This is a genomic window from Fibrisoma montanum (genome assembly GCF_003583365.1).
GTDB classification, from domain to species: Bacteria; Bacteroidota; Bacteroidia; order Cytophagales; family Spirosomataceae; genus Fibrisoma; species Fibrisoma montanum.
This window is the reverse complement of sequence record NZ_QXED01000001.1, coordinates 651,813-668,622: the sequence shown is the minus strand read 5'-3', so window position 1 is coordinate 668,622 and position 16,810 is coordinate 651,813. Positions and strand designations below refer to the sequence as shown.

The window sequence follows — 16,810 nt, the reverse complement described above, 5'->3', positions numbered from 1 at the left end:
GTATGAAGATTGTCGATTTACGTACCCGCTGTGTAGCGATTCCCCTAAACGCGCAACTGCGTCACAATACCGGCGTCCATCCCGGCTATTTCCTTCGGACGATTCTGGAGCTGATCACCGATGAAGGCGTTGTTGGCTTGGGCGAAGTAGGGGGCGGTGATCAGCGGGGGGCTTTGCAGAAACTCAAGCCGCGCATTATTGGGCTTGATCCGTTTCAACTGGAGGTGATGAAGCTGAAGGTCTTGCGGAGCATTTACTATATGTCGAATGCCCGACTATATGCCGCGCTGGAAATGGCCTGTCTGGATATTCAGGGGAAGGTGCTAAACCGGCCATTAAGCGACTTGCTCGGCGGGCGCGTCCGCGACGAAGTGCCGTTCATTGCCTACCTGTTCTGGCGTTATGACCGGCCGGCGGGGGGTGGTACGGCATCCCGGAATGACGAAACGGCCGAAGACCTGGCGGCTTTCTGTGAAGAACTGCACCATACCCTGGGCGTAAAGGCCATGAAGCTGAAAGCCGGTGTAATGGCCCCCCGCGAAGAGGTGCGGGTGCTGGAACTGTGCCGGCAGCGGCTGGGCGATGACTTCGGACTGCGTATAGACCCCAACGGACTCTGGTCGGTGCCCACGGCCGTACAGATGGGCCGGATCATGGAGGATCTGCGGTTGGAGTATTTTGAAGACCCTTCGTGGGGCCTGAACGGTAATGCTACCGTTCGGCAGCAGGTGCGGATTCCCATCGCTACCAACATGTACCCCGCCCGCTTCGACGATCTGGCTCCGGCTATCAAAATGGGCGCGGTCGACATCGTGTTGACGGATATTCACTACTGGGAAGGGCCGCGCGGGGTGAAAGATCTGGCGGCCGTTTGCAACGTATTCAACCTCGGCGTGGCTATGCACAGCGGGGCCGAATTCGGCATTGAACTGGCCGCCATGATTCATACGGCCGCTACCATTCCGCACATGACGTTTGCGGGCGATGCGCACTACCACTACCTCACCGACGACATCATTGAAGGCGGGCTGATGAAGTACGAGAATGGCTGCATCAAGGTACCAACCGGTCCGGGCTTGGGCGTGTCGCTCGATGAGGACAAGATGAAGCATTACGAGAAATACTACGAAGAAAAAGGCGACTACTACGCCCGCTTCCACCAGGACCCGTACCGGCCCGACTGGTACCCAACGGTGGGTGGCATGTAAACGAAGCACTATGACAAGCCGTATCCACATATTCTGCGTAACACTGACTGGCCTGACGGTTGCCGTGCTGCTTACATCGTTCCGGAAAAATCTCCCTGTTCGGGATGACAGAATGGTAAAGACGATTTTATCAATGCCTAATCTGGTGGCGCTGTGGGACTTTAACGAGCCGGAGGGGCAGGACAGAAAAGCGAAAGGGGCGGGAGATTTTCCGCTCAAGGAAACCGATGGTACGCTGCCGCGAGTCAGCGAAGGGCCGCTATCGGGCTACTCGGCCCTGTTTGCCAATGATGCCTACCTGTCGTTGCCCAATGCCCAAACGGGAAAGCTGAATATCCATGGCAAGGGTCAGGGTGTGTCGGTGGTGGCGTATGTCAAGTGGCGTGGTGAGCAAACGGGGTTTGTCGGCGGCATGTGGAACGAGTACAAGGATGGCGGCAAACGGCAGTACGGTTTGTTTGTTTCATTGCCTTATTACAACGGCCGAAATCAGGTATGCGGGCACATATCCTGGACCGGAAAACCCACTCCGCCTTTCCCGTATTCGATTGACTACTCCGCCAGTAAGCAGCCGGTACCCGCCAACGAATGGGCCTGCGTGGCCCTTACGTATGACGGAAAGTATATAAAGTCGTACCTCAACGGGGTATTTCAGGAAAGAGCCCCGGAGTTAATCGACCATACGGCTGGCTTTGAGGGGTACCCCAACGGCCTGACGCAATCGAAAAATCCGTACCATTTCCCGGACGGAATGGGGAATAACGGCTCTGATTTTACCGTCGGGGCGGTGTTGCTGAAAGCCGGTATGGGCAATCGGTTCAGGGGGCAGATTGGCGGTCTGGCGGTCTTTGACCGAGCCTTAACAGACAAAGAGATGAAGAAATTAGCAGAACCGGTCGTCAGGCTGGCGCAAAGCAAATAAGCAATAGTACACCATCTGACGAATGAATTTATAAACCGAAGTCACAAACGCAGATCGCTATTTATGCAGCTTTCGTACCTCTTTTTCGGCCACCCAACCGAACCACAGGCGTCGCTCGTGCGGCAAATGGGCGTACGGTATGCCATCGCCAAACTCGCGCCCGACCTCACCGGCGATTTGCCTCCGTATGACCGCGACTCACTCAGTCGGGCTAAAGACCACTTTGCCGATGCCGGTCTGGAGCTAATCGGTCTGGAAGGTGACCAGTTTGACATGAACCGCATCAAGTTCGGAGAGGACGGGCGCGATGAGGACTTGGCGCGCTACCGCCAAATGCTGCAAAACATGGGCGAACTAGGCATCCGACTGCTGTGCTACAACTTCATGGCCGGCATTGGCTGGTACCGCACCCATACCGAAACCGCCGAACGGGGTGGTGCACTGGTCAGTAGCTTTGACGCCGACTATGCCCGAGCCTTGCCGCTGACCGAATTTGGTGAGGTGCCGGAAGCGACGATTTGGAGCAACTATGAATACTTCCTGCAAAACGTCATCCCCACTGCCGAGCAGTACGGTGTTCAGATGGCGCTCCACCCCGACGACCCACCAATATCACCCCTGCGCGGTATCGGTCGGATTTTTACCAATGCCGAGGGCGTTCGGCGGGCGTTGGCGCTGACGGATAGCCCGGCGCATGGCTTAACCTTTTGTCAGGGTACGTATACAACGATGGGCGAAGACGTACCGGCGCTGATTCAGGAGTGGAAAGACCGCATCCGATTTGTGCACATCCGCGATGTGGCCGGAACCCGTGAGCACTTTCACGAAACCTTCCACGACAACGGCCCAACCGACATGGCGACCATGCTACGCTGCTACCGGGACGCTGGTTTCACCGGCCCCCTCCGCTCCGACCACGTACCTACGATGGTGGGCGAAGACAACACGCATTTCGGCTACGGCATGCTGGGCAACTTGTTCGGTATCGGCTACATCAAGGGAATGATGGACGGCATAGCAGCGGACCAGCCCGTACCTATAAATGGCCAATCGCAAGCCGTACAAATGAAATGACAATTCACCAATATTCATCGTGACCAGCCATGCGATTAACCAATAAAAAAGCACTCGTGACTGGAGCCTCGCAGGGCATCGGTAAAGCCATTGCGCTGCGATTGGCCGAAGAAGGCTGTACGGTAGTCGTGCATTATCACGAGAATCTAGCCGACGCTGAAGCCGTAGCTTCGGAAGTTCGGGAGCGGGGCAGTGAAGCTTACGTGGTTCAGGCCAATCTGTCTGACGTAGCGCAGGCTAGCCGGCTGGCGGAAGAGGCCTGGGAGATGGTGGGCAGCCTGGATTTCCTAATCAACAATGCGGGTATATCCTATAAAAAACACTTTCTGGACGTTACGGAAGCCGATTTCGACGCGTTTACCAACATCAACTTCAAAAGCACGACGTTCCTGACCCAGGCTGTTGCCCAGAAGATGGTAGCGCAGAACATTGCCGGTAGCATCTATACCATCACCTCGGTAAATGCACTCCGGCCGGGGCTGGGGCTGTCTGTCTACGGAGCTACCAAAGGGGCGCTGGAGACGCTGATGAAAGGGGTGGCTATGGAACTGGCCCCGCATGGTATCAGGGTTAACACCCTGGCGGTCGGCGCGATTGAAACAGAACTGACCCGGCCGGTTCGGGAGAATCCTGAATTACTTAAAGAGGTCAACGATGGTATTCCGGCGGGGCGGTTCGGGCTACCGGAGGAGGTAGCGGCCGTACTGGTGGACCTGCTGGCATCGGGCAGTTACGTCACCGGCGCGTCAGTCACCATCGACGGGGGACTGCTGCTGATGCGGGGCTACGGAAAACCGGGTCGTTATGAAGGACAATAAACCCTTACTCAGATGAAAAAACTACTCAGTTATCTACTCTGCCTGTTGGCTGTTCAGACGGCTCTGGCGCAAACAGCTCCGCAAGCTACCAAGCTTTGGAGCCCGTACCGCATTACGCCCCGTACCGGAGCGCAGCATATCGACCTGTCGGGTGCGGGCTGGGAGCTTTCGCATACCGACCAGCCGGTAGCTGACCTGAGCCAGCCGCGTAAAGACCCATTTCAGACCAGCGTGCCCAATTCGGTACACTGGTCGCTCTACAAGGCTGGCAAGCTGCCGCATCCGTATTACGCCAAGAACTCAACTCAATACCGCTGGGCGGAGGAAAAGGCGTGGTACTACAAGAAGTCATTTGATTTACCTGCTTCTGCTCGTGGTAACCGTGGCGACGGACCGTACGTCTTCCTCTGCTTCGATGGCGTTGATTATTTCTCAAAAGTCTGGGTGAACGACAGCTTAGTGGGCGTGCATGAGGGCATGTTCGGTGGTCCTTCGGTGGAAATCAGCCGGCTGCTGAAGTTTGGCGGCAAAAACGAAGTGACCGTTGAGGTACGGGCGGGCAACTGGGGCAACAAGGCTACCGACTACGAAAGCCTGCCGCGCACGGCGTCGGGTGAGTTCGATTATTCGAAACGTACCGGCTATAACCCCCGCGCCAGTGGCAAAATCATCAAGCCGTGGGTTATTTCAGGGGGCTCCGGTGGGGAAGCGTTCTTTAGCGTTGGTATGTGGCAGGGTGTCCGGCTGGAGATTGTACCAACCTACCACCTTGAACGGCCGTACCTGACAACAAAAAGTGTTACGGGCAATACGGCCCAACTGCACTTGTCGGCAGAAGTGTTTGCCAATGCTCACTCGCTCCAGAAGCAACTGCACCCCTGGAGTAATACGCAGCTAAACCACCCCAACGAGAAGGGCACTCTCTTCAAGCCGGTGACCGACAAGCTCAGTGTGCAGGTAGAACTGACCACCGGAAAAAGCACCGCCTTGACCAAGGAGTTTCCCGTCACAGCGTACGAGGGTCGTATCTGGCTGGAAGAAGAGTTGAGCCTGCCCAATCCTCAACTTTGGCAACCGAACGGACTCGGCCAACCAAATTTATACAAAGTAAGCCTGACGCTGAAAAAGAACGGAAGTCCAGTCGACCGGCTCAGCTTCGACTACGGTATCCGCACCATCGAGCGCATAGCAACGGCCGGTCCGCGCATCGCCGACCGCTGGGAAAACTGGCAGTTCATCGTCAACGGCCGGAAGATTTTTGTGAAGGGCATGAACTTCACCCCGCAGGACATCCTGCTCGACCTGCCCGCCGAGCGCTACCGCTGGACGCTCGAAGCCGCCAAAAAGATGGGCGTACAACTCATCCGAATCTGGGGCGGTGGCCTGCTGGAAACCGACCACTTTTATACCATCTGCAACGAACTGGGCCTGATGGTCTGGCAGGATTTTCCCATCGGCAATCAGGACACACCCGACTACCCACAGGACATCTGGGAGGCTCAGGTGGTGCAGAATATCTTCCGGTTGCGCAATCACCCGTCGCTGGTGATATGGAACGGCGGTAATGAGTTCAACCCGTACTCCTACGGCAACGCGGCCTCGATGGGGATCATCGAACGGAATCTCGACATCTTTGATAAATCACGCTTTTTCGTGCGGACAACGCCCGATGACGGCTCCATGCATGCCTACCCCGACATGGACCCGACCTGGTACAACCGCAGCTACAAGTTCGAGCCGTGGGTATCCGAAACGGGTATGCACAGCATTCCGGAGCCCAGTCTTTTCTACGAAACCGTCGATAATAAGGAGTTTACGGGCCTGGGCAAGATGTGGGATAAAAGCTTCGGGCCGTCGCACCCTGAGTTCATTCACCACTTCACCGAATACGGTCCCGGTCGGGTGCCGCGCATGCTGAGCCGGGCATCGCACATCGCCGACGTAATGGACCCGACCATTGAATCCATTTCGGAGGCCTCTCAGATTGGTGCGGGTGAGTTCTATCAGTTGCTGTCGGAGAAAATGCAGGGTAACTATCCGGTTACGGCGGGATTGATGCCGTGGGTGTTCAAGCGCCACTGGCCGGTAATTGCCATTCAGATGATGGACTGGTTCGGGCAGGCAGCCGCGCCGTACTACTTCCTGAAACGTACGTACGAACCGACGCACGTAGCCATTGACCTGCCGCGTCTGCTCTGGAAAGCTGGCGAGTCAATCCCCCTGAACACCAAAATTACCAATGCCAGTCAGACGGCGTTGCCTGGTACGGTGTCCGTTACGGTCTGGGACGATGCCTTCAGGCAACTCTGGACCAAAGATACCCGCATGACGGTGCAGCCCGGTACGTCCGTAACGAGTGCACCTATTGGTAGCTACGTCATTCCGGCCGATTACAAAGACCGTTTTCTGTTTGTAGTGGCCGAACTGAAAGACGCATCGGGTAAACTGGTATCCCGATCTCTGTACTTCCCCCGCTCGCTGACAATGCTGGACGATAAAGCCTTTTACGACAAATACGTGTCGGAACCCATTGCCTGGCCAACGCTGGATAAAGGTCCGTTCCTGAAGCCAACCGTGCAGAAATCAGCTACCCGGCTGGAAAGCAGTCTGGTGTCCATAAAGCAACTGGACGATGCCCGTTCGCAGCTAATACGGTCCGTCGTCACGGTACAGGTGCGTAATACCGGAACAACCCCCGCCTTCATGACAAAAATTGATATAGCAGGCGCGAAGCGGGCGCTGGTGGCCGATGACAACTACTTCTGGTTGGCACCGGGCGAAAGCCGCACGTTATCGGCCGATGTGCTGTGGCGCGAAACCCCAACCGGAAACGTATCGGTCGTGGCTTCGGCCTGGAACGCGCCGGAGGTGACCGTGCCGCTGGACACAAGATCGCTCACCGTTCAAAAGCTGGGGAAATAAGGGCATGTCCAAGTCAAACCTGATAACCGAACCGCAGCCGGTCAACGCCCCTTCAGTCAGTGGTCGCGCCGGGTACCGCTGGGAGTTGCTGGCCCTCCTATGGCTGGCATTCTTCCTGAACCAGGCCGACCGCCAGATTTTCAGCGTCGTATTACCGCTGATTAGGCAGGACTTAGGCCTAACGGATGCCGAACTGGGTCTGATTGCGTCGGCGCTGGTGTGGACCTATGGCCTGCTGGTGCCCATTGCCGGCTTCATCGGCGATCGGTTCTCGCGCCGGAACATTCTGGGCTTTTGCCTGCTGTTCTGGTCGATGGCGACGCTGTTTACTGGTTTCTGCTCCACGCTCATGCAGTTCATTTTACTACGGGGTATTGGCACGGGCGGGGGAGAAGCGTTCTATGCCCCATCTGCCAATGCGCTGCTGGGCGAAAACTACCCCAGGAATCGCTCGTTTGTGCTGTCCGTACACCAGACGGCCGTTTATTTTGGCATCGTACTCAGCGGGCTGATTGCGGGCTACATTGGCGAACACTATGGCTGGCAGCGGGCGTTTTATGTGTTTGGTGGATTCGGCATTGTGCTGGCCTTCATTTTCTTCAACCGCATACCGAAGGATACTCCCAACAAAGGGCTGGTTAGTCAGCGACCCGTACTAGCTGAAATAGGCGAAACGGCCCGTGTCATTGTTCGAAAGCCGACAGTCGTGCTGCTGACGCTGGGCTTTGGCTGCATGGTATTTGTCAACGTTGGTTATCTGACCTGGATGCCCTCGTTTCTGGTTGACAAATTCGGGCTGAGCCTGACCGAAGCCGGATTCTCCTCGCTGTTCTATCATCACCTCGGCGCCTTTCTGGGCGTGTTATCCGGAGCCCGGATTGCCGACTATTACGCCCAAACCAACCCCCGGAGCCGGCTCGTGGTGCAGTCGCTGGGACTGTTGATCGGTGCGCCGTTCATCTACTTTATCAGCCAGAGCAATACCCAGATTATGACCTATGCGGCCCTGTTTGGGTTTGGCATATTCCGGGGCTGGTATGACTCCAACATCGTCGCGTCCCTGTACGAAGTGGTATCGGCACGTATGCGCTCATCCGCCTATGGGTTGATGCTGGCCTGCGCGTTTCTCATTGGCTCATCGGCACCGTATCTGCTGGGGGTGCTGAAACCTACGCTGGGCCTGACAACCGGGTTAGCCAGTTTATCAGGGGCTTATGTGTTGGGGGGGCTGCTGCTGGCGGGGGCAGCGAAATGGTTTTTTGAAAAGGATAGGGAATCGTAACAGAACAAGCAAATAATACATCAGTAAAACACACAAAAGCATGGAAGTTATCACCAATTCGTATCCAATCCGACAGTTCAACGTTACGTATGATTGGCAGGAAATCCAGCAACGGTACCTCCGGTTATACGCCGGTTTAGTGTCCGACGCACTGGAGCATCTCGGTTACCACAGCCAGTGCATGGCCAGCGGAATCTATCCGCTAACCCACACCATGAAAGTCGCTGGACCAGCCTTTACCTGCCACGGTATCGCGACGCCCAGCCGCGACGAGAAAGTTCATGACATTCGGCTGGGGATGTTCAAGAGCATGACGCCGGGCGTAGTGCAGGTGCGCGACACCCAGGGCGATACGTCCTGCGGGCAGTTTGGCGAAATTTCGGCTACGGCAGCTCACGCCCACGGCTGCGTTGGGGCGGTGATCGACGGCTCGACCCGCGACTCGAATTACCTGATCGATATGGGGTTCCCGACGTTTTGCCGGTTTCGCAATCCGGTCGAGGCTTTTGGCCGCTTCATGGTGGTTGATTACCAGATACCCATTTACGTGAAAGGAATGGAAGGGTTGCTGAAAATCAACCCTGGCGATTATATTTTCGGGGATAATGACGGCGTGGTTGTGGTGCCGTATGACCTGACGATTCAGGTACTCGAACTGGCCGAAGAGTGGTTCGCCAGCGAAGCTAAAAGCCGACAGGCCATGGCTGAAGGACGGAATCCGTTCGACGTATACGAGGAGTTTGGGCGGTTTTAATGAACACAAGCCGACCGGACGTAGAACCGAAAGGATGCTCCGGTCGGCTTTACCAGCTTTTTTTCACGCTCACGTAGCTCGCAAACGTATTGGGATACAACTCGCCCTGATCGAGTGCGAAGGCCGTTGTCAAGACGATGCCCGACCAGCGTGGCGGATGGATCTGGGCGGATAGCAGCGACGAAAACTGGCGGAAAGGTGGAACGTAGCGTTGATTGAACGTGCCGAAGTTGCGGCTCGTCGATGCCTTAGCCGTCAGCGTTACGTTGCGGAAAACCACGGCCTGAGTACCCAAATGCCAGGCAACGACCCGGTTGTTGGGGAAAAAGCCGCCCCCTTCCAGCCGATTAACTTCCGTCGTGAATTCCGTTCTCGGCGCGATAAACGGCGTCCCGACCGTTCGGCCATTGTACGACCAGCCTTCCCGATACTGGCTGTGGTTGAAGTAGTTGTCGGCACCCTGGTAGCGGGCGGCCATGTCGAACACGGCACCGCCCTGGTTGGTAGTCGTGAGGAACTCGAGGGCGAGTCGCTCTACCCGAAATCGTGCCCTGGCTAACCGGTTATGCAGCCGGATTCCCGTCAGGCCGTCGGGGAAGTTCTGAAATGCCAGGCCGGATGCATCTTCGTAGAGGTGCTGGTGGTAGAAAGTCAGCGTTCGGTTGGGTCGGGTCCATTCAAGTGCAAAGTCGTAGCTGCCGACGTGATTGCCGATCCGGTTTGTTCCGTCGAAGTCCGTGAACTGGTCCGTGCTGATAGCCTCCGGATAGCGGCCCGTAACGAGCGAAACATAATCGTTGAACGAGGTAGGAAGTTTTCCGTTAACGGCCAGTGGGGTACCAACCAGATAATCCGCCCGACCGCCCCATTGCACCTGATGATTCAGCCCCGCGTAGAATTTAACTTTCCAGTTAGGCTTTCCCAGGCGGCCATACAGGAATTTCTGGTGCAGATAAACGCCCTGAATATAGGATGCCGTAAACCAGCCGTGCGCGTACCCGCCTTTGAAGGACAGAACGTTTTTCAGGAAACGTAATGGAATATAGTCCGGGGTGTAGATCTGCACTTTGGGGAAGGGAATGGCATTGCCCGACCAGCCAATGAAGCCAGAGGTCAATAATGTGTCGCCAAGGCCATACACTTCGCGCCGTCGGCCCACAAACAGTTCCACTTTTCCGTAACGAATCTTCCCGTATAACTCGGGCCATAAAAGCTGACGCGTTTCCGGCCGGTCTCTGGGACCAAGGGTACCTACTACGTTTAGGCCAAAACCCCAGTCAACTTTCCGGCTGGCGGCCGTCTTCGACGTATCGGTTGCCGGACGGTACGTGCGGTACAGTCCGGTCCGGATTGTACCGAATGGGCCGCGGCTTGGCACAATTCCGTATTGATTGGTACGTAGCCAGAACGGCGCCCGATCGGTGGTCGTTGCCATGCCTCCCAGCTCGGCTTCATAGTGAAGAGGAGAGGGCTGAGCACTCGATTGAGCCCGCGAGGCAGGTGGGCTCAACCAGAGCATAAGACCAAACACAAACAGTAGCCGCATGGACGTGAAAATGAGACACGAATATGCGACATGAACGATAGATTACGTCATGCCGCCCGTGAAAATTAGTGTATTGGTAACACAAACAAAAAGCCCTGCACGGTCTGGTGCAGGGCTTTTGCGAATGCGTTGGTGTTGTCTACCGGCGGTAGCGGCTCGGGTATTCGCGGCCGATACCGAATCCGTAACCGAGTGTCAGGGTAAAGACCGAGTTGCTGAGCGATTCACGCTGCCCCCAGATGTTCGGCAGATTTGACTGGACATTGGCCAGACCCAGTGTGTAGCGGGCGTCGATAAGGAAGCGTTGCCGCTCACCAGCCCGCCAGTTCAGCTGGAAACCGGCCGTAGCGCCTAAATCCAGATCTTTAAAATCATTGCTGTTATCGCCATTGAAGCGCTCGTCTTCGTTGCCATTCAGCTTGGCGTCGGCTCGTTTGGCGTTGAGCTTAACGCCAAGCGAAGGGCCAATGAAAACGTTGGGCCGGAAGTTGCCCGAAAGCGTTAGAAAGTACCGGGCGACAACCGGAATTTCGAGGTAGTTAACCCGCTGCCGGAAATCAATGCGGTTGCTGGGACCGGGAGAAACGAAAAGCGGGCCGTCATACCGAGTTCCACGCTGAGAATAAAGAACATCCGCTGAGATACCAAAGTGGTTGAGCGAGCTATACATCAAAAAGGCCCCCGCCGTAAAGCCGGGTATAAATTTCATATTGTCGGCGTTACCCCAGTAATTAGACAAGTTCAAGCCGACACGAGGACCGGCGCTGAAACGTTGCTGAGCGTAAACGTTTGATATACAGAGAGACGAGATGGTAAGGATGGAAAAAGTGAACCGTAGAAAAATTGATTTTAACATAGAAAACGGGATTGAGTGATATGCCCCGTTAACGCCGGATATCCGATAAATGTTTTATCCGTTGTATCAAGTTTTGGGAAATCTATGATCTGATGAATGAACAGATTTAGGTGTAACTAAGAATAAACTGTACACAGACTGGACCAAAACTAACAAAAGAGGAGAAAGCAAGAAGTGCAGGTGCGTTATTCAAGAGTAGTTGTTTCAACTGTTGATCCTGAAGGGTAGACAAGCGATTCCTGATTGGGCATGAACGATGAACTGCCCGGTACATACACAGGCATGAGGGGCGAGTCCACCGGGGTATGTTCGAGTCCCTCAGTAGTGGCCTCGTCAGGCGTATCGCGTAACGACAGTACGTGGCTGGTATGAGAGGGTGGAACGCTTTTAGGCTTCTGCGATTGTTTAGACGCGAAGAAAATAAAATAAATAGCCATAGCCAGCATAAACAGAATGGCAGCTGTGGTGGTAGCAATCCAGAGCGGCCATAGCCGTTTCTTCGTCGCCGACTCGTGAATACGCCGTTGCAGGGCATTGCGCAGTTCGGTTAGCTGCGTCGACGGTGGAGTGCCGGTTTGCTGCATGGCTTCCAGACCAGCCAGCGCGTCGGCATAAAACGGGTCTTCCAACAGCAGCCGCTCCACGCGGTGCCGCGCCGGGCCGCTTAGCTGCCCGGCCTGATAAGCCCGCAAGTCATCGAAAGTCAATTGGTTTTCCATCATATATCGCGGTACAAAAACCGCTGGCTATCTATACAGATCAGTGTTACCTATTTCCGCATACAAAGTTTAAGGTTTCGACGGCCATTTTGCAAGTAGCTTTTCACTTGCTTCATGTCATAACCGGTAAGCTCCGCTACTTCTGCATAACTTTTCCGCTCCAGATAAAAAAGGGTCAGGCAGGTTCGTTGCTCAGTTGGCAAGGTCTGCAGGCACGCTTCCATCTTCGACAGGTCTTCTTCCAGCTCTGAATCATCGTCCAGTTCCAATGAATTCAGACTGGTCGGTAGTTTATCATCATCCGAATACTCAGCCGACGCGGCATCAATGCGAACGGGTTGATTAGCGCGACTACGAAGCTGCATGAGGCAGTAGTTACGGGCTACGGTATGGAGCCAGGTTTTGAAATGTTGCACATCATGACGTTGCAGATCAGTAACCAGCTGTTCAAATAACTGCATAACCGCATCTTTGGCTTCCTCCTGATCCCGCAGGTAGTTATAGCAAACGGCGTAGACCAGGTCCATGTGCCGTTCGTATAGCTCACCCAATATCACCAGATCGCCCGTACTGCGGTAAACCGCCAGGTACTCGGCGTCGGTGATCGGTTTGGGTCTGCGGAAATGTTTTAGAAACATAAATGGACCAGTTTATGCAGTGCAGCACTACCTGTTAGATGAAAAAGAAGCGAAATTCCATAAAGAGGGTTCGCTAAATGTTGAGCCAGTTTTGCCATTTAACCAAGCCTGAAAGCCAACGAATTCTGCCATTTAAAAAATTTTAAAAGAAATTTAATACAGCAACTTTATAGATTATAAAGGGGAAAAACTCAGAGTTTATAAAACATTTCAACGATAAAATTAAAACAATCCCACACTAAGTGACTCATTTGTAAATATTACTAATCTTTCATGTATTTTATACCATTCAATAAATTAATATAACAAAGAACCTTGTTTTTATAAGGCAGAATGAATACTCAATTTTGTGGAGGAGTGCAACAAAAATCTATCGATTTGATGGGCTTTTATTGAGCGGATAAGTATTTGTCAACCATTGAATTTTTCTGGTGATTTATTGTAACCTACCTGTCTAACTAATGCACTTACTTATACCTTTTACTACACTATGAGATTCTGGTTAATCCTGCTTACGATGACGCTCGCCGGGAGGGCTTGGGCGCAATCCTGTAACTGTACGTACACCATCACCAAAACCGGTTCCTACGATGGTAAAACCCTCAAGATCGGCCCCGGTGCTACCGTCTGCATCCAGGCCGGCCGCTACGACTTCCTGCGGCTGAACAACTTCGTCGGTACGCCAGCTAACCCCATCAAGTTCGTCAACTGTGGCGGCCTGGTGGAGGTCAACTTCCCCACTGGTTCTGCAACCGGCATCGCCATCCAGGGCAGCCGCTACTTCCAGATCACCGGAACCGGCGTGGCCGGACTCGAGTACGGCATTCACATCTCCAGAACCGGCAGCGGCATCTCCGGCCTCAACATCACCGGCATGAGTTCCGATTGTGAGGTGGACCATGTGGAGGTCTCCAACGCCGGCTTTGCGGGTATCATGATCAAGACCGACCCCACCTGCGACGTCTCCACCCAACGGGCCAACTTCGCCATGTACAATGTCAAGGTCCATCACAACTACGTCCATGACGTCAAAGGCGAAGGCCTCTACATCGGCAACTCGTTCTGGAACGAAGGCCAGAGCCGCACCTGCGACGGCGCCAGCGTGAAGCTACTGCCTCACAACATCTATGGCCTTGAGATCAGCTACAACCGCACGGTCAACACCGGCTGCGAGGGCATCCAGTACGCCTGTGCGCCCGAATCGCAGGTGCACCACAACTCGGTCTTCAACTCGGGTATCGACCCCTTTGATCCCTATCAGGACAACGGTGTGCAGATCGGGGGTGGGGTCAGTGGCAACTTCTACAACAACACCATTCAGAAGGCCAAGGGCATTGGGTTGATCATCGTAGGGCATCTGGGCCCCAACAGGATTTACAACAACGTCATCACTGAGGCTGTTTCAAACGGTATCTTCGTCGATGAGCGGGCCGGTACGCGGGCTAACGTTGAGGTGGCGTTGATTAATAACACAATCTTCTCCACCGGCGAAGAAGGCGTCAAGCTCTACAACGAAACCCAGACGACAACGCTGCTCAACAACGCGGTTGTGCAGGTAGCCGGCAACCGCTACCTCTCGACGCTCAACAACAAGGTGCGCTTCACGGCTCTCAACAACTACACCGCAGCCAGTGCCGGGGAGGCTAGATTTGTGGATGCTCCGGGTGGGAATCTGCGGCCGGGTAGTGGTTCTCCTTTGCTCAACACGGGTCAGAACACGAGCCGCTACGGGGTGGTGGCGGATCTGGACGACAGAGGGCGTCCGCAGGGTGGCGTCTACGACATCGGCGCCTACGAGGGTGGTGCGTCAGGGGCTCGTCAGGGCGTCACAAGCGAAGCGGTAGCCGCCGAAGCATCGGAGCTGGTGCTGGTTCGGGCGTACCCCTCGCCGGTCACCGATCAGCTGGTGGTGCGGTTGAGCAACGAGGAGCCGATTGCCGAGTTGAGCATTGTGGACAACAATGGTCGGGTGATCAGCCGCCATGCGGCCGGTACTCCGGTAAGCGAGCTGCGGCTGCCGGTCGGGCATCTGGGCAAGGGGCTCTACCTGTTGCGGGTTGGCACGACGTCCCGCCAGTACGGAGGCCGCTTCCTGAAGAACTAAGTCAATAACGAATCATACCGAATCGTCGGTATACTATCCACATCGGATGGTATACCGACGATTTTTGTTGTTGCGCCCTGCAAAACAGACTAAGAACGACTACCGCGCAATAAATCAACTACCAGTTACTCAAAAAACCGTGTGGCTTATAGCTTGTCTATCAGTATTTTAAAAAGAAAGTACAGCAAATTTGAGTTTCACCCCGACCACACCCTCACTATGAAACAATTGTCTATCAGCCTGCTCCTTGTCATTTGCTTTTCTGTTGCTCAGGCGCAGACAGGTACGTGTAACTGTACCTACACGATCACAAAAACCGGTGTATATGATGGAGCGTTGTTGAAGATCGGCCCTGGAGCAACCGTGTGTATCAAAGGTGGCGTTTACCAGTATCTTCGACTCAACAACTTTACGGGAGCCCCGGGCCGTCCGATTACCTTTATTAACTGCGACGGTCTGGTCGACTTTAGCTCGGACAAGACCACCCAGAGCGGCCTCAATGTTCAGGGCAGCCGGTATTTCCGCATTACCGGAACCGGCAACAGCCGATTCCGGTACGGCATTAAGGTATCCAGAACCGGTACGGATGCAACAGCACTGAACATTCTGGCTAAAAGTTCAGACTGCGAAGTCGATCACGTAGAGATTGCCGGGGCGGGCTTTGCCGGCATCATGGCGAAAACAGACCCGAAGGCCTGCGATCCATCCACCTTTCGGGGCAACTTCATAATGTATAACGTGAAGATTCATGACAACTACGTTCATGACGTCAAAGGCGAGGGATTTTACATCGGCCATTCAAACTGGGGAAACGGTGTCTATGTGGTTTGCAACGGCGTAAAAACAACAGAGTATCCGCATGAGATCGTTGGTCTGGAAATTTACAATAACCTGACTGAACGCACCGGCTGCGAGGGCATTCAGTATTCCTGTGCGCCCGGTGCCCAGGTACATCACAATACCATTCGCTATGCCGGCGTATCGCCCTTTGGGGCCAATCAGAATAATGGGATTCAGATCGGCGGAGGTACCAGTGGCGGTTTTTACAATAATATCATACAGAACTCTCAGGGCGACGGCATCAGTATGATCGGGCACCGGGGCCCCAACTACATCTATAATAACCTGATTACCAATTCGGGCATTAACGGCATGTATATCGACAACCGGACAGGATCCCTGTCGGGCGTGGATGTGGTTGTTGCCAATAATACCATCGTTACGACCGCCGATGGGGGTATTCGCTTCTATAACGAAAACAATACGAATTACGCGGCCAACAATGTCATCGTGGGCGTAACGCTCAATAAAACCATTACGGTAACCAACAACACCTTTCCGTTGCTCAAAGAAAACAATTATACCTCAGCTTCGGTGGCGGACGCCAGGTTTGTTAACGTAGCCGGAGGAAACTACCGGCCAGTCAACGGATCGCCCCTGATTGACAGAGGCCGGAACGTCAGCAACTGGGGCATCACGTTCGATCTGGATAACCAGCCACGACCGAACGGTGCCCAGTACGACATCGGTGCTTATGAATACGGCACCGGATCATCGGGTGGTCGGATCGCGGCCGACGTGGCCGAAACCAGTGAACGTGTACTGGTGAGGGCGTATCCGTCGCCTGCCAGCGAGCGGGTGACTATCCGCCTGAGCAACGGAGAAGCCATCACCGAAGTAGCCATTATGGATGCGGCTGGTCGTCTGCTGCGTCGGGTACCGGCTTTGCATAGCCCGGAAGTGGATGTGCCCCTGGGGGAATGGGCCGATGGCTTATATCTGCTTCAGGTCAAAACAGCTCATCAAACGCACGCTGGCCGCTTTTTAAAAGAGTGATGGGCCGGCTCCCTGGTTTGACCGCGAGAAAGTCTGTATCAGCTAAAGTCTATTATATGATCAGTCGAGTATATTACTGATACACCGTCCAATAAATAGCTGGTCCATTCAGTCAACATAAAGCGTTACGT

The 16,810-nt window shown here is 54.5% G+C and carries 13 protein-coding genes; 9 read left to right on the top strand and 4 right to left on the bottom strand.

Going from position 1 to position 16,810, the window contains the following annotated elements; all coding sequences use genetic code 11:
• Positions 1–2 precede the first annotated feature (2 nt).
• The 7 genes from DYU11_RS02795 (at position 3) to DYU11_RS02765 (ending at position 8,980) form a co-directional block, all read left to right on the top strand.
• Positions 3–1,208, top strand: coding sequence for an enolase C-terminal domain-like protein (locus DYU11_RS02795; RefSeq protein WP_119666108.1), 1,206 nt, complete (start codon positions 3–5; stop codon positions 1,206–1,208).
• Positions 1,209–1,218: 10 nt separating this feature from the next.
• Positions 1,219–2,130, top strand: coding sequence for a LamG-like jellyroll fold domain-containing protein (locus tag DYU11_RS02790; RefSeq protein WP_119666107.1), 912 nt, complete (start codon positions 1,219–1,221; stop codon positions 2,128–2,130).
• A gap of 63 nt (positions 2,131–2,193) precedes the next feature.
• Complete coding sequence (locus DYU11_RS02785) at positions 2,194–3,204, top strand: mannonate dehydratase (RefSeq protein ID WP_119666106.1); 1,011 nt, start codon at positions 2,194–2,196, stop codon at positions 3,202–3,204.
• A gap of 29 nt (positions 3,205–3,233) precedes the next feature.
• A complete protein-coding gene (locus DYU11_RS02780) occupies positions 3,234–4,022 on the top strand; it encodes an SDR family NAD(P)-dependent oxidoreductase (RefSeq protein ID WP_119666105.1) in 789 nt (262 codons plus the stop codon).
• A 12-nt stretch (positions 4,023–4,034) separates the two neighbouring features.
• Complete coding sequence (locus DYU11_RS02775) at positions 4,035–6,944, top strand: glycoside hydrolase family 2 protein (RefSeq protein ID WP_119666104.1); 2,910 nt, start codon at positions 4,035–4,037, stop codon at positions 6,942–6,944.
• A 4-nt stretch (positions 6,945–6,948) separates the two neighbouring features.
• Positions 6,949–8,226: a spinster family MFS transporter gene (locus DYU11_RS02770; protein WP_119666103.1), complete on the top strand. Its 1,278-nt coding sequence runs from the start codon at positions 6,949–6,951 to the stop codon at positions 8,224–8,226.
• 40 nt (positions 8,227–8,266) lie between these two features.
• Positions 8,267–8,980 carry an RraA family protein gene (locus tag DYU11_RS02765; protein WP_119666102.1) on the top strand — a complete coding sequence of 238 codons (714 nt, stop codon included), beginning with the start codon at positions 8,267–8,269 and terminating at the stop codon, positions 8,978–8,980.
• 49 nt (positions 8,981–9,029) lie between these two features.
• On the opposite strand, the gene DYU11_RS02760 is transcribed toward DYU11_RS02765, so the two are convergent.
• The 4 genes from DYU11_RS02760 to DYU11_RS02745 all read right to left on the bottom strand — a co-directional run bounded on the left by DYU11_RS02760 (position 9,030) and on the right by DYU11_RS02745 (position 12,739).
• Complete coding sequence (locus DYU11_RS02760; RefSeq protein ID WP_119666101.1) at positions 9,030–10,526, bottom strand: capsule assembly Wzi family protein; 1,497 nt, start codon at positions 10,524–10,526, stop codon at positions 9,030–9,032.
• Positions 10,527–10,665: 139 nt separating this feature from the next.
• The gene (locus DYU11_RS02755; protein ID WP_119666100.1) at positions 10,666–11,382 is read right to left on the bottom strand and encodes a porin family protein; all 717 of its coding nucleotides are present in this window, start codon (positions 11,380–11,382) and stop codon (positions 10,666–10,668) included.
• Positions 11,383–11,567: 185 nt separating this feature from the next.
• A complete protein-coding gene (locus tag DYU11_RS33575) occupies positions 11,568–12,104 on the bottom strand; it encodes an anti-sigma factor (RefSeq protein WP_229365675.1) in 537 nt (178 codons plus the stop codon).
• Between the two features lie 47 nt (positions 12,105–12,151).
• Positions 12,152–12,739 carry an RNA polymerase sigma factor gene (locus tag DYU11_RS02745; protein WP_119666099.1) on the bottom strand — a complete coding sequence of 196 codons (588 nt, stop codon included), beginning with the start codon at positions 12,737–12,739 and terminating at the stop codon, positions 12,152–12,154.
• A gap of 490 nt (positions 12,740–13,229) precedes the next feature.
• Between DYU11_RS02745 and DYU11_RS02740 the strand changes: the two genes are divergently transcribed.
• A complete protein-coding gene (locus DYU11_RS02740) occupies positions 13,230–14,843 on the top strand; it encodes a T9SS type A sorting domain-containing protein (protein ID WP_119666098.1) in 1,614 nt (537 codons plus the stop codon).
• A gap of 219 nt (positions 14,844–15,062) precedes the next feature.
• Positions 15,063–16,679: a choice-of-anchor Q domain-containing protein gene (locus DYU11_RS02735; protein WP_119666688.1), complete on the top strand. Its 1,617-nt coding sequence runs from the start codon at positions 15,063–15,065 to the stop codon at positions 16,677–16,679.
• Positions 16,680–16,810: the final 131 nt, after the last annotated feature.